Origin of the sequence: Pseudomonas sp. MAG733B, assembly GCF_036884845.1 — a bacterium.
Classification (GTDB): domain Bacteria; phylum Pseudomonadota; class Gammaproteobacteria; order Pseudomonadales; family Pseudomonadaceae; genus Aquipseudomonas.
Genome location: NZ_CP145732.1, coordinates 4456211 through 4482506, shown reverse-complemented (window position 1 = coordinate 4482506; position 26296 = coordinate 4456211). Strand labels below are relative to the sequence as shown.

At 60.5% G+C, this 26296-nt stretch carries 24 protein-coding genes; 11 read left to right on the top strand and 13 right to left on the bottom strand.

The features are described 5' to 3' along the window. Positions 1-11 precede the first annotated feature (11 nt). Both V6Z53_RS20420 and V6Z53_RS20415 read left to right on the top strand, forming a co-directional pair. Positions 12-416 carry an antitoxin Xre-like helix-turn-helix domain-containing protein gene (locus V6Z53_RS20420; protein ID WP_338581420.1) on the top strand — a complete coding sequence of 135 codons (405 nt, stop codon included), beginning with the start codon at positions 12-14 and terminating at the stop codon, positions 414-416. Continuing rightward, positions 410-1102 (top strand): RES family NAD+ phosphorylase, encoded by a 693-nt coding sequence (locus V6Z53_RS20415; RefSeq protein WP_338581419.1) that lies wholly within the window; start codon positions 410-412, stop codon positions 1100-1102. The genes V6Z53_RS20420 and V6Z53_RS20415 overlap by 7 nt, the downstream gene beginning before the upstream one ends. A 2-nt stretch (positions 1103-1104) precedes the next feature. On the opposite strand, the gene phnE (V6Z53_RS20410) is transcribed toward V6Z53_RS20415, so the two are convergent. The 4 genes from phnE (V6Z53_RS20410) to V6Z53_RS20395 are packed head-to-tail and all read right to left on the bottom strand — an operon-like array spanning position 1105 to position 4335. Continuing rightward, positions 1105-1872, bottom strand: a complete 768-nt coding sequence (phnE, locus tag V6Z53_RS20410) for a phosphonate ABC transporter, permease protein PhnE (RefSeq protein ID WP_338581418.1) — start codon at positions 1870-1872, stop codon at positions 1105-1107. After that, entirely contained in the window at positions 1869-2696 is an 828-nt protein-coding gene (gene phnE / locus V6Z53_RS20405) for a phosphonate ABC transporter, permease protein PhnE (protein ID WP_338581416.1), read from the bottom strand. Before phnE (V6Z53_RS20405) ends, phnE (V6Z53_RS20410) begins: the two co-directional genes overlap by 4 nt. Further along, positions 2690-3487 (bottom strand): ATP-binding cassette domain-containing protein, encoded by a 798-nt coding sequence (locus V6Z53_RS20400; protein ID WP_338581415.1) that lies wholly within the window; start codon positions 3485-3487, stop codon positions 2690-2692. Before V6Z53_RS20400 ends, phnE (V6Z53_RS20405) begins: the two co-directional genes overlap by 7 nt. Next, positions 3484-4335, bottom strand: coding sequence for a putative selenate ABC transporter substrate-binding protein (locus V6Z53_RS20395; protein WP_338581414.1), 852 nt, complete (start codon positions 4333-4335; stop codon positions 3484-3486). The genes V6Z53_RS20400 and V6Z53_RS20395 overlap by 4 nt, the downstream gene beginning before the upstream one ends. Before the next feature lie 228 nt (positions 4336-4563). On the opposite strand from V6Z53_RS20395, the gene V6Z53_RS20390 reads away from it, so the two are divergent. Further along, the gene (locus V6Z53_RS20390) at positions 4564-5223 is read left to right on the top strand and encodes a hypothetical protein (protein WP_338581413.1); all 660 of its coding nucleotides are present in this window, start codon (positions 4564-4566) and stop codon (positions 5221-5223) included. A 55-nt stretch (positions 5224-5278) separates the two neighbouring features. Beyond that, entirely contained in the window at positions 5279-6100 is an 822-nt protein-coding gene (gene ppk2 / locus V6Z53_RS20385; RefSeq protein ID WP_338581412.1) for a polyphosphate kinase 2, read from the top strand. Between the two features lie 63 nt (positions 6101-6163). On the opposite strand, the gene V6Z53_RS20380 is transcribed toward ppk2, so the two are convergent. From V6Z53_RS20380 to V6Z53_RS20365, 4 genes are all read right to left on the bottom strand, one after another. Beyond that, positions 6164-7726: an amino acid permease gene (locus V6Z53_RS20380; protein ID WP_338581411.1), complete on the bottom strand. Its 1563-nt coding sequence runs from the start codon at positions 7724-7726 to the stop codon at positions 6164-6166. A 148-nt stretch (positions 7727-7874) separates the two neighbouring features. Continuing rightward, positions 7875-9035, bottom strand: a complete 1161-nt coding sequence (locus V6Z53_RS20375; RefSeq protein WP_338581410.1) for an iron-containing alcohol dehydrogenase — start codon at positions 9033-9035, stop codon at positions 7875-7877. Positions 9036-9038: 3 nt separating this feature from the next. Further along, positions 9039-10430, bottom strand: a complete 1392-nt coding sequence (locus V6Z53_RS20370) for an aldehyde dehydrogenase family protein (RefSeq protein ID WP_338581409.1) — start codon at positions 10428-10430, stop codon at positions 9039-9041. Positions 10431-10437: 7 nt separating this feature from the next. Further along, positions 10438-11811 carry a glutamine synthetase family protein gene (locus tag V6Z53_RS20365; protein WP_338581408.1) on the bottom strand — a complete coding sequence of 458 codons (1374 nt, stop codon included), beginning with the start codon at positions 11809-11811 and terminating at the stop codon, positions 10438-10440. 233 nt (positions 11812-12044) lie between these two features. Between V6Z53_RS20365 and V6Z53_RS20360 the strand changes: the two genes are divergently transcribed. Then, positions 12045-12374 (top strand): carboxymuconolactone decarboxylase family protein, encoded by a 330-nt coding sequence (locus tag V6Z53_RS20360; RefSeq protein ID WP_338581407.1) that lies wholly within the window; start codon positions 12045-12047, stop codon positions 12372-12374. 1 nt (position 12375) lies between these two features. Here V6Z53_RS20360 and V6Z53_RS20355 read toward each other — a convergent pair whose 3' ends face one another. After that, entirely contained in the window at positions 12376-13548 is a 1173-nt protein-coding gene (locus V6Z53_RS20355; protein WP_338581406.1) for a GGDEF domain-containing protein, read from the bottom strand. Between the two features lie 291 nt (positions 13549-13839). Between V6Z53_RS20355 and V6Z53_RS20350 the strand changes: the two genes are divergently transcribed. From V6Z53_RS20350 to V6Z53_RS20330, 5 genes are all read left to right on the top strand, one after another. Continuing rightward, a complete protein-coding gene (locus V6Z53_RS20350; RefSeq protein ID WP_338581405.1) occupies positions 13840-15228 on the top strand; it encodes an MFS transporter in 1389 nt (462 codons plus the stop codon). 82 nt (positions 15229-15310) lie between these two features. Beyond that, entirely contained in the window at positions 15311-16147 is an 837-nt protein-coding gene (locus V6Z53_RS20345) for an alpha/beta hydrolase (protein WP_338581404.1), read from the top strand. A gap of 251 nt (positions 16148-16398) precedes the next feature. After that, on the top strand, positions 16399-16935 hold the full coding sequence (locus V6Z53_RS20340) for a 2,4'-dihydroxyacetophenone dioxygenase family protein (protein WP_338581403.1): 537 nt from the start codon (positions 16399-16401) through the stop codon (positions 16933-16935). An 88-nt stretch (positions 16936-17023) separates the two neighbouring features. Beyond that, positions 17024-17929, top strand: a complete 906-nt coding sequence (locus V6Z53_RS20335) for a LysR family transcriptional regulator (RefSeq protein WP_338581402.1) — start codon at positions 17024-17026, stop codon at positions 17927-17929. A gap of 211 nt (positions 17930-18140) precedes the next feature. Further along, positions 18141-21017 carry a winged helix-turn-helix domain-containing protein gene (locus V6Z53_RS20330; protein WP_338581401.1) on the top strand — a complete coding sequence of 959 codons (2877 nt, stop codon included), beginning with the start codon at positions 18141-18143 and terminating at the stop codon, positions 21015-21017. Between the two features lie 214 nt (positions 21018-21231). Here the strand turns inward: V6Z53_RS20330 and V6Z53_RS20325 are convergent, their stop codons facing one another. From V6Z53_RS20325 to V6Z53_RS20310, 4 genes are all read right to left on the bottom strand, one after another. Further along, on the bottom strand, positions 21232-22218 hold the full coding sequence (locus V6Z53_RS20325; RefSeq protein ID WP_338581400.1) for an L-dopachrome tautomerase-related protein: 987 nt from the start codon (positions 22216-22218) through the stop codon (positions 21232-21234). A gap of 63 nt (positions 22219-22281) precedes the next feature. Then, entirely contained in the window at positions 22282-23151 is an 870-nt protein-coding gene (locus tag V6Z53_RS20320; protein ID WP_338581399.1) for a glycine betaine ABC transporter substrate-binding protein, read from the bottom strand. Between the two features lie 28 nt (positions 23152-23179). Further along, positions 23180-24031, bottom strand: coding sequence for a VOC family protein (locus V6Z53_RS20315; protein ID WP_338581398.1), 852 nt, complete (start codon positions 24029-24031; stop codon positions 23180-23182). A 119-nt stretch (positions 24032-24150) separates the two neighbouring features. Beyond that, on the bottom strand, positions 24151-25053 hold the full coding sequence (locus V6Z53_RS20310; RefSeq protein ID WP_338581397.1) for a LysR family transcriptional regulator: 903 nt from the start codon (positions 25051-25053) through the stop codon (positions 24151-24153). Positions 25054-25196: 143 nt separating this feature from the next. Between V6Z53_RS20310 and V6Z53_RS20305 the strand changes: the two genes are divergently transcribed. Further along, positions 25197-26279, top strand: a complete 1083-nt coding sequence (locus V6Z53_RS20305; RefSeq protein WP_338581396.1) for an alkene reductase — start codon at positions 25197-25199, stop codon at positions 26277-26279. Positions 26280-26296 lie beyond the last annotated feature (17 nt).

Here is a 26296-nt window from a genome sequence, read left to right as displayed (position 1 = left end):
GGGAACAGGACATGTCACTCGCCCTACAGGCACAAACATTCACCAAGAACCAGTGCGTCACCGGCCTGCGCGCAGCCGTCGGCATCCTTGAGAAATGGGCGGCGTCCAGCGAGCAGGCTTGTCGCATCCTGCGCATTTCCCGCAGCACCTACACCCGCGCCCGCCAACGCGATCCCGAGTGGGCGGTGGCGCTGGATGCCGATCAGATGCAGCGCATCAGCTTCGTGCTGAACATCCACGCCACGTTGCGCCTGATTTTCGATAACCCGGAAAACGTCTACGGCTTCCCGTCGATGGCCAACGACAACGAGTTTTTCAATGGACGGACTCCGCTGGAGATCATGTCTCAGGGCGACATGATTGCCCTGTACGAAACATTTCGGCGGATCGATGCGCTGCGGGGCGCGCAATGGTGAAGGTCAATCAGCTGCCGGTGTTTGCCGGTGAGCCGTTGCAGGCTTACCGGTTGGTCAATTCCAAGTTTCCGCCGATCGCGATGTTTGATGACGTGGCCGATGCGGACGAGTTCGAGGTGTTGTACGAGATCCAGGCGCTGACCAATCCGCGCTTGAAGAACGAACTAGGGCACCTTGAACTGATCGCCCGCAGCGAGATCCCGTTCGGCATTCCCGGTTGCTCTTACGCGACCGCGCCGTTTACCCATGTCAACCCGGCGGGCTCGCGCTTCAGCGATGGCAGTTTTGGCGTGTTGTACCTGGCCGACACCCTGGAAACGGCGTTGGCCGAAGTGCAGCATCATCAAACGCTGTATTGGTCGAAGGTGCACAACCTCAACTATGAGCGCTTTGTCTTCCGTGGGCTGTCCTGTTCTTTCGTGGACAAGGCGATGAAAGACGCGACGACCATTGCCATCACCGATCCGATCTACGACCCCGACGATTACGCCGATTCCCATCGTTTCGGCACGGCCATCAGGAAGGCGCGGTGCCCCGGTCTGCGCTACCACTCCGTGCGCCGACAGGGCAGCCATTGCTGGGCATTGATGACCCCAAGGCCTGTGCTGTCGATTATTCAGACCGCCCATTACGAGATGATCTGGAACCGGCAAATCACCAGCGTCAACCAGATCAGCGAAGCCTGAGGTCAGGCCTTGACCCAGCGTTGACGACTCCAGCTGCTCAGCGAATCGACGGCGAACACCAGCACCAGCATGGCCAGGATGACCGTGCTGGCCTGGGCTTCCTGGAACAGGCTGAGGCTGACATACAGCATCTGCCCCAAGCCGCCAGCACCGACGAAACCGAGCACGCTGGCCATGCGGATATTGTTTTCCCAGCGGTACAGGATGTAGGCCAGCAGTTGCGGCAACAGGTTGGGCAGGGTGCCGTAACAGAACGCCCACACCGCATTGCCGCCTTGCAGGCGGATGGCTTCGGCAGGTTCGGGCGGGGTGTTTTCCAGTGCTTCGGCGAACAGTCGGCCGAGCACGCCGGTGGTGTGCAGGGCCAACGCCAGGGTGCCGGCATTCGGGCCGAGCCCGGCGGCCAGCACCATCAGCGCCGCCCACACCAGTTCCGGAATCGCGCGCAGGGCATTGAGTATCAGGCGCGAGGCACTTTTGAACGGCCAGCCGAATCGACCCGCCGCCGGCAGCGCCAATATCAGACCGAACACCGCTGCGAGCAGGGTGCCCAGGGCAGACATGGCAATGGTCTCCACCGCACCATGGGCGATGGCCTGCAAATGGCCCGCGCTCAGGTCCGGGCTGAGAAAGCGCTGCGCATAAGCGCCCATCTGCTTCAGGTTATTGTTATCGCCCAGCGCGCCGAGGTCGATGCCCAAGTAGCTGAAGGACGCGACCACCGCAGCACCGATGCACAGCAGCAGCGCCAGATTGATCAGGCGATTCATGCCAGCCTCCAGCGCAGCAGACGGCTGAGTTGATCGGCGAACAGCACCAGCACCAGGAACGTCAGCAACAGACTGGCCACTTCGCCGCCGGCAAACATGCGCAGCGACAGATCCATTTGCTGGCCCAGGCCGCCCGCGCCGACAAAGCCCATCACCACCGAAGCGCGGATCGCGCATTCCCAGCGATACACCGTGTACGACAGCAATTCGGCCGCGACATTGGGCAGGATTCCGTAGCAAAACGCTGCGAGCCGTCCGCTGCCCGCTTGCATCAGCGCGTGGGCCGGACGCTGGTCGACCGACTCGAAAATCTCCGCGTAGACCTTGCCGAGCATGCCGCTGTAGGTAATGGCAATCGCCAGCACCCCAGCCGTCGGACCGAGGCCGACGGCGCGCACGAATAGTAAGGCCCAGACGATTTCCGGCACGCTGCGCAGGAAGATCAATAAACCGCGTACTGGCCAGCGCAGCAGTCGGCCCCAGTAGCCGGGGCGACCGGCACGGGAAGCAGCAGACAGCGACAGCGCACGGCTGGCGAGCAAGCTGGCGGGCACCGCCAACAACAGCGCCAGGGTCATGCCGGCCGTGGCGATGGCCAGGGTTTGCAAGGTGGCTTGCCACAGCAGCGGGAGGAATTCTTCGCCATAGGCGGGCGGCCAGAAGGTCGAGACGAAACGGCCGATTTCGCTCTGGCTGTCGCTCGCCAGCAGCACACCAAGGTCCAGTTCACTGAAGTGGATGCCCGGCCACAACAGGGCAATGGCCAACAGGCTCAGCAGCAGGCGCGGGCGGGTGGCCGGGTCTCGGGAGTCGCGCGTCAGCATCGGGGGATCTGCACAACCAAGGGCGGCGAAGGCACGGGTGGAGACTGCAATTGCTCGTTGGCGTAAAGCTTGTCGAGCAGCTCGCGGTCGACTTCGCCGGCCGGCAGGTCGAACAGGATCTGCCCGTCACGCAGGCCGATGATGCGCGGAAAATGCGCCAGCGCCAGGTCCACCGCATGCAGGCTGGCCACCAGCGTGACGTTATGTTCCTGGGCATGACGGCACAGGACCGCCAGCGTGTGCTCGGCCAGTACCGGGTCCATCGCCGACACCGGCTCATCGGCCAGCAACACTTCGGGTGCCTGATACAGCACGCGGGCCACGCCAACGCGTTGAAGCTGACCGCCGGACAGCTGCTGGCATTGCGCGAACAATTTATCGCCCAGATCCAGTCGGGCCAGCGCTGCACGCGCACCGGGAATGTCCACCGGATGCAGCAGGTTCAGCAGGCTCCGGCCCAGACTCCACTGGCCAAGCTTGCCGGCCAGCACCGCCGTGATCACACGCTGGCGTGGCGGCAGCGGCGGCGACTGATGCACCAGACCGATCCGCGCGCGCAGGCGCTGACGCTGGCGGGCCGACAGCTGCCAGGCTTTTTCGCCAAGCAATTGCAGATCACCGCTGCTCGGGCGCAGTGCGGTAACCAGCACATTGAGCAAACTCGACTTGCCCGCACCGGACGGGCCGATGATGGCGACCCGCTCGCCGGCAGCAATGTGCAGGTCAACATCACGCAATGCGTGCACGCCATTGGCGTGGGTGATGCTGACCCGTTTCAGTTGCAATGTCATTTGAGCAGGTCGGCAGCGCGCGCGGCTTCCTCGATGCCCTTGTAGTTTTCAGGCTTGGTTTCGATGAAGCGGCTGGCGGCTTGCAGATCAAGAATCTCCTTGTCCGCAGGCTTGGCCGGATCGAGCGCCAGGAAGGCTGCCTTGATCTTGTTGGCCAGCGCCGGGTCGAGCGTTCCACGCACGGTCCAGTTGTAGTCGAAGTAGGCCGGCGTGGTGGCGAACACCTTGACCTTATTGGTATCGACCTTGCCGGCGGCGACCAGTTTTTCCCAGACGCTGGCGTTCAGCACACCGGCATCGACCTTGCCGGCCTGAACCCAGGCGACGGTGGCGTCGTGGGCGCCGGAGTAACCGACGCGGCTGAACCAGGTTTCCGGCTTGATGCCATCCTTGAGCATGAAGTAGCGCGGCATCAGGCTGCCCGACGTCGAGGACACAGAACCGAAGGCAAAGGTCTTGCCCTTGAGGTCGGCGAGGGATTTGACGTTCGGGTCAGCGGTGATGAATTTGCTGGTGAACTGCGCATCCTGCTCACGCTGTACCAGCGGAATCGCATTGCCGGTTTTCAGGCGAGCCTGCACGAAAGTGAAACCACCCAGCCAGGCCATATCAATGCGGTCGGTGGCCAGCGCCTCGACCACGGCCGGGTAGTCGCTCACCGGCACGAACTCGACCTTCATGCCCAATTGCTGCTCAAGGTAGGCGCCCAGCGGCTTGAACTTGCGCAGCAGTTCGGTCGGCGCCTCATCGGGAATGGCGCTGACTTTCAGGGTGTCCGCAGCCTGTGCGAGCAAGGTGCAGGCAGACAGGGTCAAGCCGATGGCGAGTGCCAGGGTACGCTTGAGCATGGAAGTTCTCCGTTTCGTTTGCGCAAGATTGTCGATGCGCGCGTGCAAGCTCAATGCTGCCCGGCGCACTGTGAGGGTAGACGAATTGGCGCGATTATAGGGGCTCTTCCAATCGCCTGCTGATTAACTCGCAGCCCACCACACCAGCGTCAGATTTTTTTGAATCTACAATGAAGTGCAGCTGATAAACCGGGTATCACGCGAGTACGGAACCGCGAGGTGGGACGCATGCAAGGCACTGAACTGCAAAAGCGCGCACGTGTGCTCGATCCTGTCGATCGGGTGACGGAAGTGATCTTCGGTCTGCTCATGGCGATGACGTTCACCGGCACCATCAGCGTTGCCACGGGAGGTCAGGAAGCGGAACGCACGATGATGTACGCCGCGCTCGGCTGCAACCTCGCCTGGGGGCTCGCCGATGCGGTTATGTATTTGTTGCGAACCCTGATCGAGCGCACGCGCAATCGCTCATTGCTGGCCAGTTTGCGCAGCGGGACGGACGCGGCGGGACAGGCGCTGATTGCCGAGGCACTGCCGCCGCGCCTCTCGGCAGCCGCCGGTACCGAGGAACTGGAGGCGCTGCGTCGACGCCTGGTCGCGTTTGCCGGCACATCGGTACAGCCGCGCCTGGGTTGGGACGATTTCATCGGCGCGTTCGGGGTTTTCCTGTTGGTCGTGCTCTCGACATTCCCGCTCGTGGTGCCATTCCTGTTGCTCGACGACACAGGGTTGGCCGTGCGTCTATCGAACCTGGTCGGGCTCGGGGTGCTGTTCATTTCCGGCTGGATACTGGCGCGATACGCCGGCGGAAAACCCTGGCAAGGCGGGGTCGCGCTGGCGGTGACCGGCGCGGTATTGATCACCGCGATCATCGCTCTTGGCGGGTGAGGATGGACTAGACTCATCCAGTTAATCGTCGGTGCCAATCGGTGAGGAATGGGCCATGGCAAAGGATAAAAAGAGCGCCTCCAAAGTTAATCCCACTGGCAGCTTGAAGCTGTCGAACAAAGACTACCTTGAACAGTTGCGCCGACTGCACGTCGAGCTGGTCAAGTTGCAGGAGTGGGTGAAAAAGGAAGGCATCAAGATCTGTATCGTCTTCGAGGGTCGCGATGGCGCCGGCAAGGGCGGGACGATCAAGGCGATCACCGAACGCGTCAGCCCGCGCGTGTTTCGGGTGGTGGCGTTGCCAGCACCGACTGAACGCGAGAAGAGCCAGATGTACGTGCAGCGTTACCTGCCGCACTTGCCTGCCGCCGGCGAAGTGGTGATCTTCGACCGCAGTTGGTACAACCGCGCGGGTGTCGAGCGCGTGATGGGGTTCTGCAGCAAAGAGCAGGTGGTCACGTTCCTCAAGTCAGTGCCCCATGTGGAGCGCGCAATCGTCGACTCGGGCGTGATCCTGCTCAAGTACTGGCTGGAAGTCAGCCCTGATGAGCAGACCCGTCGACTGGAAGCGCGGATCAAGGATGGACGCAAAATCTGGAAGCTGACGCCCATGGACCTCAAGTCATACAGCCGCTGGTACGACTATTCCCGCGCCCGCGACGACATGTTCGAGGCGACCGACACCGATCACGGACCGTGGCTGGTGGCCAACTCCAACGATAAACGACGGGCCCGTCTCAACATCATTTCCGATTTGCTCGGCCGCATTCCGTACAAAGATGTGCCGCGTGAAAAGGTAGTGCTGCCCAAGCGGCAGAAGCCCGGCGGCTATCGCGAGCCGGATTATCCGCTCAGGCGCATTCCGGAAAAATTCTGAGAGGATGACGATCACTGAGCCGTATCGCACAGGCTCAGTGACCGACTTTCAAGGTTATCCGAGTCAACTTCCGGTTTTGTTCAAGGCCGCCTCAGCCGCCGCAATGGCAGCCTGACGCTTGACGATCATGTCGCCCACCGGTGGCCCCTGGAAGCGTCGCGCTTCAAAGCCGAACCAGACGATGGCCGTCAGCACCAGGAAACCGATGGTGATGTACAGCGCCCACTCGTTCGGCGGCTGGATGCCGATGATGAAAATGATCACCATCGACAGGACCGAGAGCAGGGCGAACACCGTGTACCAGAAACGCCCCATGTTCCACGGGCCCATGGTCGGCCACTTCGAGGTGCCGTAGGCAAATAGGCCCAGCACGATGGGAATGACGAAGGAGAAGAACAGGAAGATCACCGTGCAGGAGACCACGATGGTGTAGACCGGCGTCTCGCCGATCGAGATCACCGACGAACCCCAGACGAACAACACCGCCAGCGTGGCGCCGGTCCAGATGGCCGCCACCGGGCTGCGAAAGGTCGGCGAAACCGAGGCCAGTGCCTTGGAGCACGGCAGGCCGCCATCGCGGGAGAAGGCGAAGATCATGCGGGAAACCGAAGTCACCGTGGCCAGTCCGCAGAGCACTTGCGAGATAAAAATCGCCACGTAAAGCGCAAGTTTCAACGTAGGGTTCACCTGCGTATCCATGGCCCAGAAAAATACACTCCAGCCATGGGTGGCCGCTTCGTCCATGCTCGGCAACATCAACACGAAGGCGCTGAGCATCACCCAGCCGAACAGCAACGACCAGATCACCGACATCACCATGCCCCGGGGCACCGACATCGCCGCGTTGCGGGTCTCTTCGGAAGTATGCGCGGAGGCGTCGTAGCCGGTGATGGTGTAGATCGGCAGCAGCAGGCCGAGCATGAAGATCCAGCCGTTGGACACCTGTGGCCAGACGCTGCCGCCAGCCTCGCCGGAATAGTTGCCGAAGGTCACCAGCCGCGAGAACTCATAACTGGGTGCCGAGATCAGGCAGACGACGGTCAGCGCCAGTGCGGTGGCGAAAATCAGGTAGCCGGAAAAATCAGTGAGTTTGGCGGTCAGGCCGATGCCCAGGTGATTACACAAGGCCTGGACTCCGGTGAGAATGGCCAGGAAAATCACCCGTGTCGTGGTGGTGTCCTCCATGCCCAGTGCCGGGCCGAAAGCGCCGAAAAAAAAGTAATAGGTGCCGACGTTGATCGCACCGAGCACTGTCACCAGCCCCAGCAGGTTGAACCAGGCCGTGAGCCAACCGGTGAAGCGGTTGCCGAGAATCGAGCCCCAGTGATACAGACCGCCAGCGGTGGGATAGGCCGACGAAATCTGCGCCATGGCCAGGGCGAACACCCCGGAAATCAGGCAACCGATCGGCCAGCCGATGCCGATCGCGGCACCGCCTGCACCCGAAGTGCCCTGGGCCAGTGAGTTGATGCCACCGGAAAGGATGCAGATGATCGAAAAGGAAATCGCAAAGTTGGAGAAAACGCCCATTCGGCGCGAGAGCTGCTGGGCATAGCCCATGCTGTGCAGCACCTTGACGTCATCGTCATGCGGCGCGTCGGTGCCGGGCTGGCTTGCTGGGTTCATTGTTGTGTGCCCCTTCAGGTTTTGATACGCATCCATCCGGATCTCCGGATGGGCTGGCCTTCAACCCCTTGTCGTACTGCTCCGTTTGCCACCGGTAAAACACGTCCATGCTGCGTGTTGCCGTTTCGACCATGGACCGTCGACTGCTCTAGAGCCGGCCGTGGAAAGCCGCGTCGAAAATTTCCGCCACGCCAGCCTTGGTCAACGGCAACGGATTGCCACCCGCCGAGGGGTCGACAACCGCCATGTCCGCAATCAGGTCGGCTTGTTTGTCGTCCACGCCCAACTCGAACAGCGTGTGCGGCACGGCAACGTCTTTGCGCAATTTGAGAACGAAAGCCATGAAACTGTCGAAGCCTGGGGAGGGCAGGTGCAAGTAGGCCGCCAGGCGCGTGATGCGTTCTTCGATGGCCGGGCGATTGAATTTCAGGACGTAGGGCATCAGGGTCGCGTTGGTCATGCCGTGATGGGTGTCGTACAGCGCGCCAATCGGGTGTGCGAGGGCATGCATGCCGCCCAGGCCTTTCTGAAAAGCGGTGGCGCCCATCGCCGCCGCCGCGAGCATTTGCCCGCGCGCATCGAGGTCGGAAGGCGTGTGCACGGCGCGCACCAAGGCACTACTCACCAGGCGCATGCCTTCAACCGCGATGCCATCGGCCATGGGATGGAAACCGGGGGCGCAATAGGATTCCAGGCAATGCGACAACGCATCCATGCCCGTGCCGGCGGTGACTTTGGCGGGCATGCCGACGGTCAGGGCCGGGTCGCTGATGACCACCCGCGGCATCATTTTCGGGTGGAAAATAATCCGTTTAGTGTGAGTGCGGTCGTCGATGATCACCGCCGCACGGCCCACTTCAGAGCCTGTGCCCGCCGTAGTCGGCACCGCGATGATCGGGGCGATGCGGCTTTCATCGGCGCGGGTCCAGTAGTCACCGATGTCTTCGAAATCCCAGACCGGGCGAGTCTGGCCGCTCATGAACGCAATCAGCTTGCCCATGTCCAGGCCACTGCCGCCGCCGAAAGCGACCACGCCATCGTGGTTGCCCGCGCGCCAGGCATCGAGCCCGCCGGCCAGGTTGGCTTCGACCGGATTCGGCTTGAGGTCGCAAAACAGTGCAGCGGCCAAACCTGCGTCGCGTAACGAGTCCAGCGCTGCCGTGGTGATCGGTGCCCGTCCCAGGCCACTGTCGGTGACCAACAGCGGTCGCTGGATACCCTGGCTGCGACAGACCTCGGCCAGTTCGGTGATGCGGCCGACACCGAAGCGAATGCTGGTGGGGTAGTTCCAGTTTCCAGTCAGGCTCATGGCTCAGATCTCGTGGCGCAGATGAAAGGATTTGGCGCGGGTCAGGTTGTCGTAGCCCAGGCGCGACAGCGTGACGCCGCGGCCGCTGTTTTTCACCCCGGTCCAGGCAAGCGCCGGGTCGAGGTAATCGCAGCGGTTCATGAACACGGTGCCGGTTTCAATCTCGTTGCCCAGGTGTTCGGCGGCGGCGAGATCCTGGGTCCAGATCGATGCGCTGAGCCCGAATTCACTGTCGTTCATCAAGGCGATGGCTTCGTCGTCGCTGTTCACCGGCATGATGCCGACCACCGGACCAAAGCTTTCATCGCGCATGACCGACATTTGATGGGTGACGTCGACCAACACCTGCGGCGCGAGGTAGGCGCTGCCCGGCACGTCGGCGGCAAAGGCCTGCGGATCGATCAGCGCCGTCGCGCCTTGGGCCACGGCTTCGGCGATCTGCGCACGGACGAAAAACGCCGCGCCCGGCGTCACCAGCGGACCGAGGGTGGTGGCTTCGTCCAGCGGATTGCCCAGCACATACTGGCGGGTCAGTTCGGCGAAGCGCTCGACAAACTCCGGATAGATTTTCCGGTCGACGTAGATGCGTTCGACCGCGCAGCAGCTCTGCCCGGAATTGAAGAAACTGCCGTCCACCAGATTCTCTACCGAATGCGCAAGGTTGGCATCTGCGCGCACGTAAGCCGGGTCTTTGCCGCCAAGCTCCAGGCCCAGGCCGAGAAATCTTGCGCTGGCGGCGTTTTCCATGACTTTGCCGGCCTCTACAGAGCCGGTGAAGTTCACTTGCTGCACGCGCCCGGAGGCAATGACTGCCCCGGTCGACACATGGTCGAGCAGCAGATTCTGGAACAGCCCTTCGGGCAAATTGGCGCGGCGCATGGCTTCGGCGAAACGCTCGCCCACCAGCAGCGTTTGCGAAGCGTGTTTGAGGATCACGCTGTTGCCGGCCATCAGCGCCGGGATTATCGTGTTGACCGCGGTCAGGTAGGGGTAATTCCACGGCGCGACTACCAGCACCGTGCCCAGCGGTTCACGTTTGATCTGCCGTCGAAAGCCGGCGATGGGCGTGGGTTCAAGTGCGGTCAGCGCGTCGTGCGCGATGCCGATCATGTATCGCGCCCGCTCTTCGAAACCGCGCAATTCACCCGCGCCGAAACGCACCGGACGGCCCATTTGCCAGGCCAGTTCCGGGACGATTTCAGCTTTCATGGCCAGCATCGCGTCCACGGCGGCGCTGCAAAAAGCCGCGCGTTCATTCAGTGGCCGGCGCTTCCATTGCGCCTGGGCGTGTGCGGCGGCTGCCAGTGCCTGTTCGATCTGCGCGATATCGGCACACTGACGTTCGGCGTAGATTCGGCCATCGACCGGCGAGATGAGTTGAATCGTTGCTGTCATGATCGCCTCAATAGCGTTCGAAGCCGCGTTGCAATTCCCAGTCGGTGATCCGCCGGTCGTACTCTTTCTGTTCCCATTCGGCGGTGTGCACGTAGTGGTCGATCACTTCATCACCGAACGCCTCACGCAACATGCTCGAACCCTGGAGCGCGGCACTGGCGTCGCGCAGGGTCTTGGAAACTTCCGGCAATTGCTCGTCGAGATAGGCATCGCCTTCGAAGGGCGGGGTGAGCTCGAGTTTTTCGTCGACGCCGGCCAGCCCTGCCGCGATCAGCGCGGCGAAGGCCAGGTAGGGGTTGAGATCGGCACCGCCTATGCGGCATTCGATGCGGATGGATTTGCTGCTCTCGGCGCACAAACGGAAACCGGCTGTGCGGTTGTCGCGGCTCCACACCGCACGGGTCGGTGCGAAGGTGCCGGCCTGAAAACGTTTGTAGGAGTTGATGTAGGGCGCGAGAAAGCAGGTGATGTCATTGGCGTATTTGAGCTGCCCGGCGACCCATGCACGCATTAGCTTGGACATGCCGAACTCGGCCTTGGCATCGTAGAACAGCGGCTTCTTGGCGTTCTTGTCCCACAGCGAATTGTGAATATGGCTGCTGGACCCGGCGGCGTCATAGCGCCACTTGGCCATGAAGGTGATCGCCTTGCCCTGTAGTTGCGCGATCTCTTTGCAGGCGTGCTTGATGATGACGTGATGGTCGGCCATGGTCATGGCGTCGGCGTAACGGATGTTGATTTCTTCCTGCCCCGGCCCCCATTCGCCCTTGGAGTTTTCCACCGGAATCCCGCAGGCCTGCAGATGCTTGCGAATCGCCCGCAGCACCGGCTCTTCGCGGGTGGTCTGCAGGATGTTGTAGTCCTCGATGTAGTGCCCGGCGGTTTTCGGCTTATGGTAGTTGCGCCTGTGAATGGCCTCGTAGCTTTCGTCGAACAGGTAGAACTCCAGTTCCGAGGCGAACATGCCGGTATAGCCGCGCTGACGCAGGCGCTCGACCTGTCTTTTCAGGATCGCCCGGGGGCTGTGGGGCAAGTCTTGCCGATGGTGATGATCGAGCACATCGCACAGCACCAGCGCTGTGCATTCCAGCCACGGCACCTTGCGCAGGGTGCTCATGTCGGGCTTGAGTACAAAATCGCCGTAGCCTTTGCTCCAACTGGCCGCGGCGTAACCTGGCACCGGCTCCATGTCGATGTCGTCGGCCAGCAGGTAATTGCAGCAGTGGGTTTCTTCATGACCGCTGTCGATGAAAAACTCGACCTGGAATCGCTTGCCCACCAGCCGTCCCTGCATGTCGACCATGCACACCAGGACGGTGTCGATTTCGCCAGAGGTGGCAGCACGCTTGAGTTGGTCAAAACTGAGAAAAGGCTCGGTCATTACGGCAATCCTGCGCAAATTGTTTGGGTCTGTCTGAGATAGCTGTTGCAGACGCTCTCCAGAAAAATCCAACAACTGCCGCCGCGAGCATCGTGGGCAATAAGCTGCACTAAGCTTAGCCTACTGTCGGTTTTCGCAAGTTTTCACGGAGCGAAGCCTTGTGAAACGGGGTAAACATCGCTGGGAATACGCCCGTCGGCGCAGGCCCGCATCCGGTTTTCGGAGGAATCAAAATGGCAAAGAAGAGAGCGCACTCGACCTACGAAAATCTCAAGCAGCACTATCCGGATTACCTGGATGCCGTGGAGGCATTAGGGACGGCGGTGCGTCACGCGGGGCCGCTGGACGAGCAAATCGTCCAGCTGATCCAGCTCGGCGCTGCTGCGGCCATCCACTCCGAAGGCGCGGTGCACAGCCATACCCGCCGGGCACTGGAGGCGGGTGCTACGCCGGAGCAGATCCGACACACCCTGATTTCACTGACCAGTACGATCGGTTTCCCCACCGTCGTGGCGGCGATCAGTTGGGCGGAGGATGTGATGGGGGAAGGGGCAGCATCCTGAATTAGCGTGCGGGCTCGCCGCTCGCCACGGTACGGTCGACCAGACGGATACTGTTTCGCCCGCCACGCTTGGATTCATAGAGCGCGGCGTCGCCTTGCTCGATCAATGTCGCCAGGCTGGCCGGCGGATGGTCGAACAAGTTGGCGCCGATGCTCAGGGTCACCGCTTCAGGCGTGGTGAATGTCTGCGCGGCGGCGCTGTGGAACTGATCACGCAATGCGTTGCCCATCTGCACGATTCGCTCCTTCGACGCGTTGCTCAGCAGGATGACGAACTCGTCGCCGCCCAACCGCGCGGCAAGCGCGTCTTCGGGCAATACCGAGCGGATCATCTCGCTCAGCGACACCAGCAACCGGTCGCCTGCGGTATGGCCGTACAGGTCGTTGACCGGTTTGAAGTTGTCGATATCGATCAGTAGCAGTGCGCCCGGTCGAGCGCTCGATACTTCACTCAGCAGGCGCGGTGCCCGCACTTCGAGGGCGCGGCGGTTGTACAGGGCGGTCAGCGGATCGCGTTCGGCCAGCCGGGCGATCTGTTTCTCCCGTCGATAGCGCTCGGTCCCGGTCATCGACAGCGCGATCAGCATGATCGCCATCACGCCTTCGACCAGGGAGATCTGAATGATCTCGCCACGAAAGGCCGCGAGGTCGATCAGCGTTCCTGGAACCACAGCCGTTATCGATTTGGCGAGATAGAAAAGCCCATGGACCAGCAGCACGTAACGCAGCTGAACCGCCCCCACGCTCAGCGACTTGCCGTGGGGCCGCAGCAGGAAACTGGCCCGCAGCGACAACAGGGCGACCAACAGCGAGTTAGCCAGCAGCATGATCTTTGACCACGAAGGTTCGTCCGGCAGCAACAGCAATGCCAGCCAGGCGACAAAAATCAGATACCAGGCACGGGACAGGCGCGCCTGGGTGAAGCGCGCGACACCCACCAGGAAGAACCAGTGGGCCAACACCAGCAGGCCGTTGGCGAACCAGATGCCCACCAGCAACAGACCGATCCCGCGCAACAGGGCGAGCGTTGAACCCACGGTAATCGTCGCAAAGCCTGCGCTCCAGAACAGCAGCGACGGTTCACGAATGCTGCGCCACTCGATCACCAGGTACAGCGCAGCCGCCGCTGCGAGGGCAATCGAGAGGGTCAACATCGTGGGAGGGTCGAGCGCCATAGCCTTGTTGCCTTTCTGAATGCAGTGGAAAGGCGTGATTGTAAGCGGTTCAGTGGTCGACAGCATCGTCTGGCGTTAATGGCCGGGCACATCCCGAATGCCATTTCTCCTGTGCCTGTAAGGCAAAGCAGGTGTGATTTTCCAGCTATATCAATCAAATCCCGTCGAGCTTTTAATCTTCAAACGGTGGCCTCCAGCGTCAAGCGCCACCCGCAAACCCGACGTTGAAACAACTCTGTGTTGCTCAACTGCCGGGGAAAATAAAAATAAAACTCGGCGGGAGATGATCCTATGGGACTCGCTCAAGATAAAGCTGGTGTTATTCCCTCGTTCACGCGGGTTTCCAAGGGAGCCGGAACCGCTTCGTGGGGCGCCATGGCGTTGCTGTGGCTGGTCTACGCCATGGACGCCAATTCACGTCAGATGTTCTTCATGGTGTTGCCCTCGATCACCAGCGAATTCAAAACCAGCGCGGAGCTGACGGGTTTGCTCGCGGCGTTCATCACGATTGCCACCTCGTTGATCGCTGTGCCTTGCATGATCTGGGCGGACAAGGGCGGGCAAGGCTGGATGAGGAAGTATCGCCATCTGCCGATCGTCATTGCCTACACGCTGTTTACCTTTTTGACAGGGTTCAATTTCCTCACCGCTTCACTGGGCATGCTCGTGGCATTGCAGGTGATTTCCCATGCCTTCGGCGGTGCGGGGGAGGCGATCGAGGTCACGTCATTATCCGAGTGGTGGTCCCGTGAGCGGCGCGGGTTTGCGTTGGGGCTACATCACACGGGCTATCCGTGGGGCACGTTGATCGGCGGTCTGGCGATCAGTGCCTTGTTGAACGCCTACGGTCCGGAAAACTGGCGCCTGGCGTTTCTGCTGTTCCCGGTGCCCATGATCATTATCTTTTCTGTTTACTGGTGGTTTTGCACCAAGAAAAGATATGACTCGTTCGTCGAGCATGTGCGTGAGGTCGGCGAAACCGTTCCAGCGTTGAGCGCGGCTCACGGGACGGTGGTTGCACCTGAGGGCGCCTTTCGGTCGGCGATGCGCAATCCGAACATCAGCACCATCGCACTCGTCTCTATGCTGGCTATCGTTGGCTACTTCGGCATCAGCTTCTGGTTGCCCCAGTACCTGGCGTTCGTGGCGCATTACAACTTCGCCGAGGCGGCGGCGTACTCCGTACTGTTCACCATCACCGGTGGCATCGGGCAAATCGTCTGGGGTTGGATCTCCGACCGGATGGGTCGCAAGCTTTGCCTGATGATCGTTTTCGCTTGGCTGGCGGTTGGCATGTACCTCTTCCAGTTCACCTCATTGAGTTTGACCTGGCTGGTCTGCATCCAGTTGTTTGCCGGGTTTGCGATGAACGCGCCCTACACGTTGCTGTACGCGATTGCCTTCGATTCGGCCAAGCCCGGCACCTCCGGCATTGCCGGGTCGATTGTCAACGTGGGTATCTACGCCGGCGGTTTCGGGCCGTTCGTGATCGGCATGTTCATTGGTGCCGGCGGCGGTTTCGATCAGGTGGCTGGCTACAACTACGCTCTGTATTTCATTTCCGGGCTGATGATCGTCGCTGCATTCGTCACGGCGTTCTTTACGCGCGAAACCACAGGGTGGTTCCTCAAACACGATCGGGCGCTGGTGTCCAAAGCGTCCTGCAACATGGCCCATTGAGGTCGCCAATCCGGCTGGAACGCCGCACCTGCAACCTATAAAAAATTCCCTCGCGGGGATGTCCAATGTCAGGAGAATCAACATGCTAGAAGTCGCCAATTCGCACGGTAAACACATTCAGGTCAATGGCACGACACTGTGGGTTGAAGACACGGGTGAAGCCAATCTGCCAATCGTTCTGTGCCTGCACTCCTGTTTTCTCGACGGGACAATGTTTGAGGGTCTGGTCCAGGCCGCAGCCGGCAAGTTTCGGGTCATCCGGCCCGATTTCAGAGGGCAGGGCAAAAGCGCCCTGGATGATGTCGATATCATCACCATGGACAAGTGTGCCGACGACATCGAGGCGTTGATCGAAAGAATGGAGCTCGATTCGATCAACGTCATGGCCCAGTCCATGGGCGGCGATGTTGCGTTCCGGCTGATTGCCAGGCGCCAGGAGCTTTTCCGTTCATTGGTCGTCGCGGGCTCTTCGGCGTGCGGTGAGCCGCCCGAGCAAGGCGCCCGATTCGCGCAATGGGTAGTCGACGCGGGGGAGCGAGGTTTCGTCGGAGATATTCTCGACATGACCATGGAAGTGATGTTCGGCAAGACCACGCGCAACAACCCCGATAAACAGGCGCTGGTGGCTTACTGGCGCGATCGGATCGAGGTGTTGCCGAAATCACTGCGTCCGGCGATGAAAGGCGTCATGCACCGTGAAAGCTCGGTAGAACTGCTGTCATCGATCAAGATCCCGGTGCTGATCATCAACGGTGAGGAAGACATGCCGCGACCTCCCGCGTGGTCCGATGAGATGAAACGAGAGCTGCCGAATTCGAAACTGATGCGGCTGAGCAAGATAGGGCATAGCCCGACATTGGAGGCGCCTGAGCTGGTGCTGCCGGCGATCATCGACTTCTACGCCGACCCTCGTGTGTGAGTAGCCGATTGCCGGCCGCGTAGCCGCGAACACCCAGCCGAAAATGCCCGCTTTTGCGGGCATTTTCATTGGTCGGCGTGCCCCCGTAACCGCCCCGGCAGGCACTGATTTTCGCTATGCCCCAGCGTCACACCTGATGTGCAAATGTAGCTATTTTCATCGAATCAGCACTCTCATAACCTTTCTCTCAGTCGAAGTCCGGGCGCAGTTCTCGCCCTGTGAATGCATAAAAAAAAACCGAGAGGCCACACATGAATACCCCCGTCAAACCTGATGAATTGGCGATTGCCTACCAGTTGCCGCAAGTCCCGTTCATGACCCCGGATATGGTTCACCCCGGTGTCATGACGCAATGGCTGGAAGATGATGAGTTGTGGGTGCCGGTCACCAAAACCGTGTCGTTCAAGCCGCTGCTGCTCAATACCTCGGGCGGCTACTACATCAATCTTTTGCGGGTGCGGCAGTCCGGTGTGCTTTCCCGTCACCGCCACACCGGTGGCGTGCATGCGATCGTGCTCAAGGGGCGCTGGTTCTATCTGGAACATGACTGGATTGCCGAGGAAGGCTCATTTGCGTATGAGCCTCCGGGGGAGACCCACACCCTGTTCGTGCCGGAAGACGTCGAGGAAATGATCACCTGGTTCCATGTTCAGGGCGGCTACACCTATGTCGATCCTCTGGGCGTAGCGGTCGGTTATGAAGATGTCTTCACCAAGCTGGAAAGCGCCCGCGCGCATTACAAGTCTCTGGGCTTGCCGGACGACTATATTGAACAGTTCATCAGGTAAGCGACACGGTCAGGAAAACGCGCTTCGGCGCGTTTTCCTGTAATCGATGCGGACGCGGGACACTCAACCCCTTACGCCAGGACCGGAAATGGACAACTACACACAGCTGCTCGCATTTATCTGGTCAACCGAGTGTGGAAGCTTCTCGGCGGCGGCTCGGGTCCACAACATTACGCCCTCGGCTGTGAGCAAATTGATCACGCGTCTGGAGAACAGGCTGCAAGTCCGGCTCTTTCAAAGAGGCTCGCGGGTTCTTACGCTGACCGAGGAGGGCGCGGCCTACCTGCGCAGTGCCAAGGCAGTCGTTGAGGCGATGAACGAGGCTGACTCCCTGGCTGAAGCTTTGCCTTCAAGGGTCAGTGGAACCCTTCGAATCCATACCATGACCACGTTTGCCAAGCACCAGATCGTGCCCTGGCTGCCTGAATTCCTGGACTTGTATCCGTCCCTGGATGTTGAGCTGCAGTTGGGCGCGCAGTTTGTCGACCATTTTGAACAGGGGCTCGATATCGCTATTCACAGCGGCGTATTGCCCAGTTCTTCACGTATTGCCAAGCGAATCGGGGAATGTGAGTGGCTGATCGTGGCTTCGCCCGACTACTTGGCCGAGCACGGTGTCCCCACGGTTCCGGCTGACCTGCTGAACCACCGTTGCTTCCATTTCAGCTTTGTCAGCCCGTGGAACAAATGGTCGTTTGTTCAGGAAGGCGAGGGTGTTTCCGTGCCCGTAACGCCCAGTGCGTCATTCACTCAGGGTGATCTTCTACGGGACATGGCGCTGTCCGGCGCCGGTGTGGTCAAGTTGGCCGATTTTCACATCGGCCTGGACGTAAAGGCCGGAACCCTGGTGCCGCTGCTGGAAGAGTTCAAATCCGGAATCATTGAGCCGGTTTATCTGTTGTATTCGGACCGAAAACACCTCAGCCCGCGCATTCGAGTGTTCATCGAGTTCTTCCAGGAGAAGTGGCGTCAGCACCCATGGAAGGTGACTTGAACCATGCTCGGCGGATATGCGCAACCGCAGCATATTCGATGCCAGCTAGCTGTGAAGAGCAATCAAAGATGCTGTGATTGGCCTGCTATATCAATCAAGTCTCGTGGGGTTCTTAATCCTGAAAGGGTGGCCCCGAGCGTATCCAGTGTCCTGAAATCGCTTGTATACCTGCCATCCTTCACCTTCTCCTTCCTACCGAGGAGCACAGACTATGAACGATGTGTACTCTTTCGGGCCGTTCTGCCTCTACCCAGGTATGCGCGTCCTTCAGAAAAGTGGCGTGGAGGTGCTCCTGGGCAGTCGGGCCTTCGACATCCTCACTGCGCTGGTTCAAAGCAATGGCAAGGTGCTGACAAATCAGGAACTGATGACGCTCGCCTGGCCGGGGCTGGTTGTCGAAGAATCAAATGTGCGTGTGCAGGTCGCCAATATCCGTCGCGCCCTGGAGTGTGATCAGAGCGACACACGATACATCGCAAGCGTGACGAGGCGCGGGTACTGCTTCGTTTCTGCGGTCGAGCGAATCCAGTCCCCGGATTCAACTGCGCCGCAGGTATCCGGGAGCGGTCTGAACTCTGCGATCCTGCCTCCATTGACTGCGAGCAACGTCACCCACGCGTCGCCGAGTCTACCGGCGCCATTGAAATCTGCAGTGGGTCGGGACAGTTGTGTGACTGAACTGTCCCGGATGGTTTTGAAGCGACGACTGGTCAGCGTCGTCGGCGCCGCGGGCGCTGGCAAGACAACCCTGGCCGTGCTGGTCGCCCATGGTCTTCTCGGCGAATTCGGTGAGGCGGTCCATTTCGTAGACCTGAGCTCCCTTGAGCGAGGTGAAATGGTCGCCGAAGCGCTAGCGGCGACTATCGGCTACAGCCCTCCAGGCACCGAACTCTTCCCTGGGCTGCTGGACGTTCTCTCGGCGAACAAGGCTCTGATCATTTTCGACAATTGCGAGCATCTGATCGGCGCTGTTGCGCTGCTTTGCCAGCAAATTGTCGACGGCACCACAAGTGTGTCTTTCTTGAATACCAGCCGGGAAGCGCTGCGGGTCAACGACGAATCCGTTTACCTGCTGCGGCCCCTGACTTCGCCACCCGGTGCGCAACACCTGACGGCAAGGCAGGCGCTTTACTGGCCGGCCATCCAGTTGTTCATGGAGCGCGCAAGAGAGGGAGGCGTCAGGAACCCTTTGAATGACGATGATGCACCCACCGTCGCCGCGCTGTGCCGCCAGCTGGATGGAAATCCCCATGCTATCGGCTTGGTTGCCAGTCGGGTGGCGACCTATGGTGTAAAGGGTATCGCTGACATGGTCGCGCACCAGCTCACCTTGCACTGGGAGGGCCGCCGGGACGCCTGCCCTCGGCAACAGACCGTCGAAACCATGATCGACTGGAGCCACAATCTACTGATCGAGCAGCATCGGCAGGTTCTCTATCGGCTCTCGGTGTTCTGGGGGAATTTCCCGCTGGACGCCGCCATTGCGGTGGCCAAGGACGAAGAAATCGATGGGTATCAGGTAGGGGAGGCCGTCAGTAATCTGGTGAGCAAGTCGCTGGTCGCCATCGCGCCAACACACCCAGTGCCGCAGTTCAGATTGTTCGAGACTACCCGGGCCTACGCCGCCTCGCGCTTCGTCGGGCTCGAACATCGCAATGATTATGCCCGTCTCCATGCGCTCTACTACGCGGGCGAACTCAGAAAAATCAAGGAAGCGAGTGTCGAGTCCGGTCTCGCGAGCGAGCTGTTGCGGCCGTTGGAAATGGGTAACGTCCGAGCGGCCATCGAGTGGGCATTTTCGGAGTCAGGCGACTTGGCGCTGGCGGTTGAGCTCAGTTGCATGGCGGCGCCCTTGTTACTGGAGTTCGGGTTGCTCAGGGAGTGCAAGCGCTGTTGCGAACGGGCGTTGAGCAGACTGCCTGAGCAGTTTCGTTCGACGAAAACGGAACTCGAGCTACTGGATTCTACGGCCATCACGTACTACTCCGGCGGTGACTACGACGGCGTCATGACACCTGTGGTAGAGCGCGGGCTGGAGCTTTCGGTGCAATTGGGTGATGTCCGGTCCATGTTCCATTTCCTGGCGGGGTTGCATCTGGCGATGATGGCAAACGGCAGATTCAAGGAGTCACTGTCTGTCAGCAAACGTTACGCGAGCATTGCCAAGACCCAGGGCGACCCTGCCGAGGCCATTCTCGCACGATGGATGGAGGGCAATTCGCTGCATTTTTTGGGGCATCAGTTGGAAGCCGACGAAAGCTATACGGCAAGCTTTGAGCTGCTTGCTCGACACGAAGTGCGTCCATTGCATTACTTCGAGACCAAGGAATACGTGGTTGCCAGGCTTGGCAAGGCGCGCGTGAAGTGGATTCGAGGCATGCCGGTGCAGGCGTTGCAACTGGCGACCAGTGCCATTGCCGAGAGCAGGCAAAATCCGGACTCGCTCTATCTATGCGTGACGCTGTGCTTCCCGATTTTGCTGAGCAATGGCCTGCTGGACAGGGCCGCAGACCTGATCCAGGAACTGCAGAATGTCGCCCAGGACTACAAGGTGGCGGTACGTAAACCGGTTATTTTTTTCCTCAATGGTTTGCTGTTGCTCCAGCGAGGGCGGTTTCGGACCGCTGCTGACGACCTGTGTAAATGCCTGGAGCTGCTGCCGCCACCCAAAATGAGCGTCGTGAGGACGGACGCACTTCAGGCGCTTGCTCAAGCGCAGCTCAAGTGTGGGGAGCCTGTGGATGCGCTGGCCTCGATCGAGGAAGCGATCGAGCTGGCCGATAAAACGAGTGGTCACTTCAATCTGCCGGACCTGTTGCGAACGAAGGCTGAGGTGATGATGAGCCTGTCACCGGTCGACAGAAAGCAAATAGACGATCTGCTGTGGCGGGCATTGGAGTGTGCAAAACAACAATCTGCGCTGACCTGGGAGTTGAGGGTCGCGCAGGTCGTTTCGAGAACGAGAGTAGAAGACGGAAAAAGCAGCGAAGCCAGGAGAGATCTGGAGGAGGTCTACTTTCGTTTCACCGAAGGCTTCGAAACCCGTGAACTCAGGGTTTTGGCCGACGTACTCCGGGCGATGGAGTAGAGGGTGCCGGGCTCGGAAAATGATGCCGGCCTGGCACCAATCGCGCAAAGAGAGCCGGTCTCGCGAACACGGGACAGGGCTTGTGCAACCATCAGCGTCCCGGTTGACCCTCTGTACCGGTCCAGATCCGCACGATCAGGTAGGGCGGTTTGCCGGTATCCCCCGCACCGGTGAAGATGGGGTTGCGATGAAGCTGGTTAACGGCAACGTAGAGTCAGGAGTCCGGGCCGAAATGAGCGTTGTCGGGCCACAGGAAACGTTCGTCGCGGACCAGCGGTTTCAGCTCGCCGGTGCGCGTCAGCACGTCGATCCCGTTGTCCGGCAGATTGGTGATGAAATGGTTGCCCTCGGCATCGGTTGCCGCGCCATCGGAAATCGGTTTCGAGCCCACCCGGGTGATCGCGGCGGCGATCTGCGCATCCGGAGCGCCCTCACGAAACAGCTTCGCCGGCACGGAATACCAACTGGTGCCATTCATCGGGCCGAAGTAAAGGGTCTCGCCATCAGCCGACAGCGTGATGGGATTGACCCCAACGCGAGCGGGAGCCATTTTTCCACCTTCGCCGGGGAACAGCAGAGGCTTGCCTTCCACTACCAGCTCAACGTTCTCTGCGGCCAGCGACGGATGGCCGCTAAAACGGCGCGCCATGCCTTGTTTGATATCGACGCTGACGATGGCGGGATCCGGGCCACAGTCTGCGACGTAGACAAAGTCTCGCTCGCCATCGACGGCCAGGTCCTGGAGGATCTGGCCCGCAGGTGCAACCTGGGCACTGAAGTCGTAACGGTTGACCATTTGTCGCGTATTGATGTCGAACGCCACCAGCTTCGCAGGCTGGGGTTTATCCATCCAGTTGCCGTGATCGACCACCCAGAGCCGATCGCGGCTGTCGATGACCACGCCGTGGGGCGTGTTCATCACATCCGGTCCGCTACCCGGCTTGGCATTCCAGCTCTCATTCGGAAAAGCGGCGTAGCTATTGAATCCGGTAATCTCCACCAGCTGGACGGGGCCACGGCGCATGCCATGAACGCTGGCGAACATTCGTCCATCCTTCGAGGCTGTGACATTGCCGGGGGTGATGTCGAGTTCGGCAACCACCTCAACCTCGCCAACCTCAGGTTGCTGGGCATTTGCCATAGTGACCAGGATGAACGCCGCCAGGACTGAGGCCGGGAGGTGGATACTCAGCATTTTCATCGCAATCTCTCCTGTTTGAACAGGGCCCTGCTGTAGGGGGCCAGGGGACGCTTTCGAGCACCATCATTGCTCTTGGAACCAGCCCTCGACGGTGGCCGGATTGGCGGCCATCCAGTCGCGGGCAACGTCTTCGGCGGGAATGCCCTCGACCATCATTCGGCGCTCCAGCTCGGTGGCCTGCGCGATTCCCAGATGAATGCGCCCGATTACCTCCCGCGAGCGCTCGGGCAGTTGTTGCCAAACCTCTTTGCGGACCACTACCACGGCGCGATCCACACCGAAGATCTGCTGCGGGTCTTCCAGTATCCGGACCGGATACAGCGCATTCAGGTATTGCGGCTGCCACAAGGGCATCACCATCCAGCGGCCATTGGCAGAGGCATCGGCCAACCGCTGCGACCACTCGGGGGCGGGCGCAACCTTCAGGTTGTATCCCGCCGCTTGCAGGCTGTAGCTGCGCATGACCCGCTCGGAACCATTCATCAAGCCTGAACCCGGCCCCACGCCGACGATGAGCGGATCCATGCGTGCGAGCACTTCAGGTTTTTTCAGGTCATCGATCGAGCGCACCGTCTCGACCGGCACGTGAGCCGGGACCGCCCAGTACAGGCGCGCATCCTCGTAGAGCGTGGAAGCCTCCACCAGTCGATCGGCGATCGGTGCCTGCAATTGGCCGTGGGCATGAGGGAGCCAGGAGGCGATCAACAGATCAACTTCGCCTTGTCCCAAGCGGCCGTACATATCGGGGTGATTGCCCTCGACTACTTGCAGATGATGGCCGAGCCGACCTAGTACCTCTTTCACCACCGCCGCACTGGCCGTGTAGAAACCGAGATTTATCTGCCCGACCACCAGCGTCTGGGGTTCGGCATGGCTCGGCGAAATACACGTCAGCGAAAGCGCAAGCAGAACTGACGACGCGAAAATTTTCATCGAAGTCCCCGGTCGCAGAATGGGAAAGTCAGTTGCCGAGAGCCTTGCGCCGAGCCTCGTAGGCCCCATCGAACACTTGTTTCGCATGCCCGCGCACCTGGACAAACTCCAGCTGTTCGCCCTCCGGACCTTTGCAGTAGATCAAGGACCAGCCGGCAGAAGGTCCCTCGGTGATAGCGTTGGTGTTGCTGTCGATGGGTGCACCAAGGCGTTGTGCATTGGTGGTCGCCCTGACAATCCGGTTCGCCTTCACATTGGTCATGCCACGTCGGGCCGACTCTGCTTCCAGGTCGCGGACGAACTGGTTGAAATCGACGTCGTCGCGGATGTAGAAGCACACATGCATCGAGCGCGGGAATGCAGGGCTGGTGAGTTCCCGTGCCGGCGCGAAGTTGTCGGCGCCGCCGGCAGGTTGCTCCTTGTTGCGGTACTGGAGCAGTTCAATCACCACGTTGTCGAACTGAATGAACCTGACATCCAGACGTTGTGCGCCGCTGCGAAGGTCGGGCACACCGAGCGTGAGCGGGTTGACGCCGTCCTCCACCGCCTGGACCTCTTCACTCAGTAGCAGGGTGTTCTGGATGCGATCACCGAAGAAGTCGCCATCACGCATCACTTCCGTGCCGCCCAGGACCTCGGTGTAGAACTGGAATGCACGATCCATGTTCTGCACCGTGATACCGAAATGCTGCACACCACGAAGACGCGAGCCCAGGTTTTTTGCGTCCGGGCTGCTGGCAGCCTGGGCCTGGGATGGCAGGGTCAGGCCGAGGGAAGAGCCCACAAGGCCTCCGATCGCGACGACACCGGTGGCGCGTATCAGCTCTCGCCGCGCGGGATCGTCGGGTTCGCTCGATGTCTCAAATTCATGGTTTCTCATGTCGGCTCCACGATTCGGTGAATGCGTTTTGAGTAGGCCTCCATGTTAGGGCGACCCTTGCGAGGTCTGGTGTTAGGAGTTGTTAATTGTCGTAAATTTCGGTCGCCGCAGCCGCAGGCTTACATCGCCAGGCCAAGCACGGTTTCGCGAGCAACTTCTTCGACGAGCCCGCGCAACCACTGGTGCGCAGGGTCGTGGCGGTAGCGAACATGCCAGGCCATTTCCACTGGAAATGTGCCCAGGTCGAGCGGGGTGGCCAGCACTTTCAAGCGCGGGTCGCGGGCCAGATGCTGACAGATCAGCTTGGGCAGCGTCGCGCAGTAATCCGTCGCCGCGATCAGTTCCGGGATGGCCAGGAAGTGCGTTACCGAAACAGCCACGTCGCGCCGCAAGCCCTGACGCTGGAGCGCCTGAAACAGACCCGCACGCAAACGACCGGGCGGCAGTACGGTGACGTGCCGCAGCTGTTCGTATTGTTGTTTTGAAATCCGTTTGTTGATCTGCGGATGGTCGGCGCGAACGACGCAGGCAAGGCCATCTTCCATCAGCGACTGCACCACCAGATTGTCGGGTGGGTCGACGATGCGTCCCAACACCATTGCCGTTGCGCCGGAGGTCACGCCGGTCTCTGTCAGGTCGGCACCAAACGGCACCAGCCGAAGACTGATGCCCGGCGCCTGTTCACGCAGGCGTACGACGATGCGCGGTATCAACACGAACTCAACGTAACTGGTCGGCGCCAGTGTGAACTGACGCTGCGCTTTCGCCGGGTCGAAACCCTGCTGTCCAAGCACCAATTCGTCCAGATGTGCAACGGCGGCGGCGATACCGGGTGCCAGCGCTTCGGCCTTTTCGGTCGGCTGCATCCCGTATCGCTCACGAATGAACAACGGGTCCTGAAGCATGTCGCGCAACCGCGACAAGGCATTGGACAGCGAAGGCTGGGTGATGCCCAGTCGTTCGGCCGCGCGCGTGACGTTGCGCTCTTCCATCAGGGCCAGGAAAACCGGGAGCAAATTCATGTCGTATCTCATTCAGTCATACTGCTATCCATATAGTTAAAATTCAATAAATAAATTTCATGAATAGAATGGCGGCGCGCATCCTTGGCCTCAATGACGAGCTGCCGGCTCGTCCCTGAATCTGCACTGCAACTGGAGCTGCCATGACTACTGAAACTCTTTTTTCCCCAACCCGCATCGGCGCAATCGAAGTAAGCAACCGCATCGCCATGGCGCCATTGACGCGTTCCCGTGCCGACATGGACGGCGTGCAGACGCCCCTGGCAATCGACTACTACGGGCAGCGCGCTTCGGCAGGCTTGATCATCACCGAGGCCACCAACATTTCCAGTCAGGGCCGAGGCTATGCGTACACCCCGGGCATCTACACCGATGCTCATGTAAAGGCCTGGAAACCTGTGACCGAAGCGGTTCATGCGGCTGGTGGTCGGATCGTGGTTCAGCTCTGGCACGTGGGCCGCATGTCCCACGTCAGCTTGCAGGAAGACGGTGTTGCACCCGTGGCGCCGTCCGCGATACAGGCTGGGGGCAACGTCTTCACGGAAGCCGGCAACATGCCTCCTTCGATGCCACGTGCGCTGTCCACCGAGGAAATCGCCGGCATCCTGGAAGACTATCGCCATGCTGCACGTCTGGCGAAAGAGGCCGGGTTCGATGGCGTAGAAGTCCACGCCGCCAATGGTTACCTGCTGGAGCAATTTCTGCGCGACAGCACCAATCATCGTGACGACCAGTACGGAGGTTCCGTCGAAAACCGCGCGCGCTTCCCATTGGAAGTCGTAGAAGCCGTTGCCGAAATCTGGGGTGCAGATCGAGTGGGCCTGCGCTTGTCGCCGCTGTCCACCGCGATTGGCGATACGCCGCTGGACAGCAACACCATGGAAACGCACACCTATCTGGTCCGTCGCCTCGGTGCAATGGGACTCGCCTATCTGCATGTCGTTGAAGGACAACTGCATGGCGGCAACGGCGCCGAGCTGTTTGACGTGCAGGCGCTTCGCGAAGCCTTCGGTGGCGCCTACATGGCCAACAACGGCTACGACCGCCAGCGGGCCGTGGATGCTACGGCCTCCAATCACGCGGACATGATCGCCTTTGGCAAACCGTTCATTGGCAACCCCGACCTGGTCGAGCGGCTGCAATCGCAAACGCCGTTGTTCGAAGCGCCGATGGAAACCTACTTCGGCGGCGGTGCCGAAGGGTACACCACGTTCACACGCGCATAAGCCCAGTGACACTCCAG

Bases quoted from the DNA above. Each gene is read 5' to 3' on its own strand.
- V6Z53_RS20380 (WP_338581411.1), bottom strand. From the start codon at position 7,726: ATGAACCCAGCAAGCCAGCCCGGCACCGACGCGCCGCATGACGATGAC.
- V6Z53_RS20375 (WP_338581410.1), bottom strand. From the start codon at position 9,035: ATGAGCCTGACTGGAAACTGGAACTACCCCACCAGCATTCGCTTCGGT.
- V6Z53_RS20315 (WP_338581398.1), bottom strand. From the start codon at position 24,031: ATGAGAAACCATGAATTTGAGACATCGAGCGAACCCGACGATCCCGCG.
- V6Z53_RS20395 (WP_338581414.1), bottom strand. From the start codon at position 4,335: ATGCTCAAGCGTACCCTGGCACTCGCCATCGGCTTGACCCTGTCTGCC.
- V6Z53_RS20400 (WP_338581415.1), bottom strand. From the start codon at position 3,487: ATGACATTGCAACTGAAACGGGTCAGCATCACCCACGCCAATGGCGTG.
- phnE (WP_338581418.1), bottom strand. From the start codon at position 1,872: ATGAATCGCCTGATCAATCTGGCGCTGCTGCTGTGCATCGGTGCTGCG.
- V6Z53_RS20345 (WP_338581404.1), top strand. From the start codon at position 15,311: ATGCTAGAAGTCGCCAATTCGCACGGTAAACACATTCAGGTCAATGGC.
- V6Z53_RS20330 (WP_338581401.1), top strand. From the start codon at position 18,141: ATGAACGATGTGTACTCTTTCGGGCCGTTCTGCCTCTACCCAGGTATG.
- V6Z53_RS20320 (WP_338581399.1), bottom strand. From the start codon at position 23,151: ATGAAAATTTTCGCGTCGTCAGTTCTGCTTGCGCTTTCGCTGACGTGT.
- V6Z53_RS20390 (WP_338581413.1), top strand. From the start codon at position 4,564: ATGCAAGGCACTGAACTGCAAAAGCGCGCACGTGTGCTCGATCCTGTC.
- V6Z53_RS20340 (WP_338581403.1), top strand. From the start codon at position 16,399: ATGAATACCCCCGTCAAACCTGATGAATTGGCGATTGCCTACCAGTTG.
- V6Z53_RS20335 (WP_338581402.1), top strand. From the start codon at position 17,024: ATGGACAACTACACACAGCTGCTCGCATTTATCTGGTCAACCGAGTGT.
- V6Z53_RS20370 (WP_338581409.1), bottom strand. From the start codon at position 10,430: ATGACAGCAACGATTCAACTCATCTCGCCGGTCGATGGCCGAATCTAC.
- V6Z53_RS20325 (WP_338581400.1), bottom strand. From the start codon at position 22,218: ATGAAAATGCTGAGTATCCACCTCCCGGCCTCAGTCCTGGCGGCGTTC.
- V6Z53_RS20360 (WP_338581407.1), top strand. From the start codon at position 12,045: ATGGCAAAGAAGAGAGCGCACTCGACCTACGAAAATCTCAAGCAGCAC.
- V6Z53_RS20305 (WP_338581396.1), top strand. From the start codon at position 25,197: ATGACTACTGAAACTCTTTTTTCCCCAACCCGCATCGGCGCAATCGAA.
- V6Z53_RS20365 (WP_338581408.1), bottom strand. From the start codon at position 11,811: ATGACCGAGCCTTTTCTCAGTTTTGACCAACTCAAGCGTGCTGCCACC.
- V6Z53_RS20310 (WP_338581397.1), bottom strand. From the start codon at position 25,053: ATGAATTTGCTCCCGGTTTTCCTGGCCCTGATGGAAGAGCGCAACGTC.
- V6Z53_RS20355 (WP_338581406.1), bottom strand. From the start codon at position 13,548: ATGGCGCTCGACCCTCCCACGATGTTGACCCTCTCGATTGCCCTCGCA.
- V6Z53_RS20420 (WP_338581420.1), top strand. From the start codon at position 12: ATGTCACTCGCCCTACAGGCACAAACATTCACCAAGAACCAGTGCGTC.
- ppk2 (WP_338581412.1), top strand. From the start codon at position 5,279: ATGGCAAAGGATAAAAAGAGCGCCTCCAAAGTTAATCCCACTGGCAGC.
- phnE (WP_338581416.1), bottom strand. From the start codon at position 2,696: ATGCTGACGCGCGACTCCCGAGACCCGGCCACCCGCCCGCGCCTGCTG.
- V6Z53_RS20415 (WP_338581419.1), top strand. From the start codon at position 410: ATGGTGAAGGTCAATCAGCTGCCGGTGTTTGCCGGTGAGCCGTTGCAG.
- V6Z53_RS20350 (WP_338581405.1), top strand. From the start codon at position 13,840: ATGGGACTCGCTCAAGATAAAGCTGGTGTTATTCCCTCGTTCACGCGG.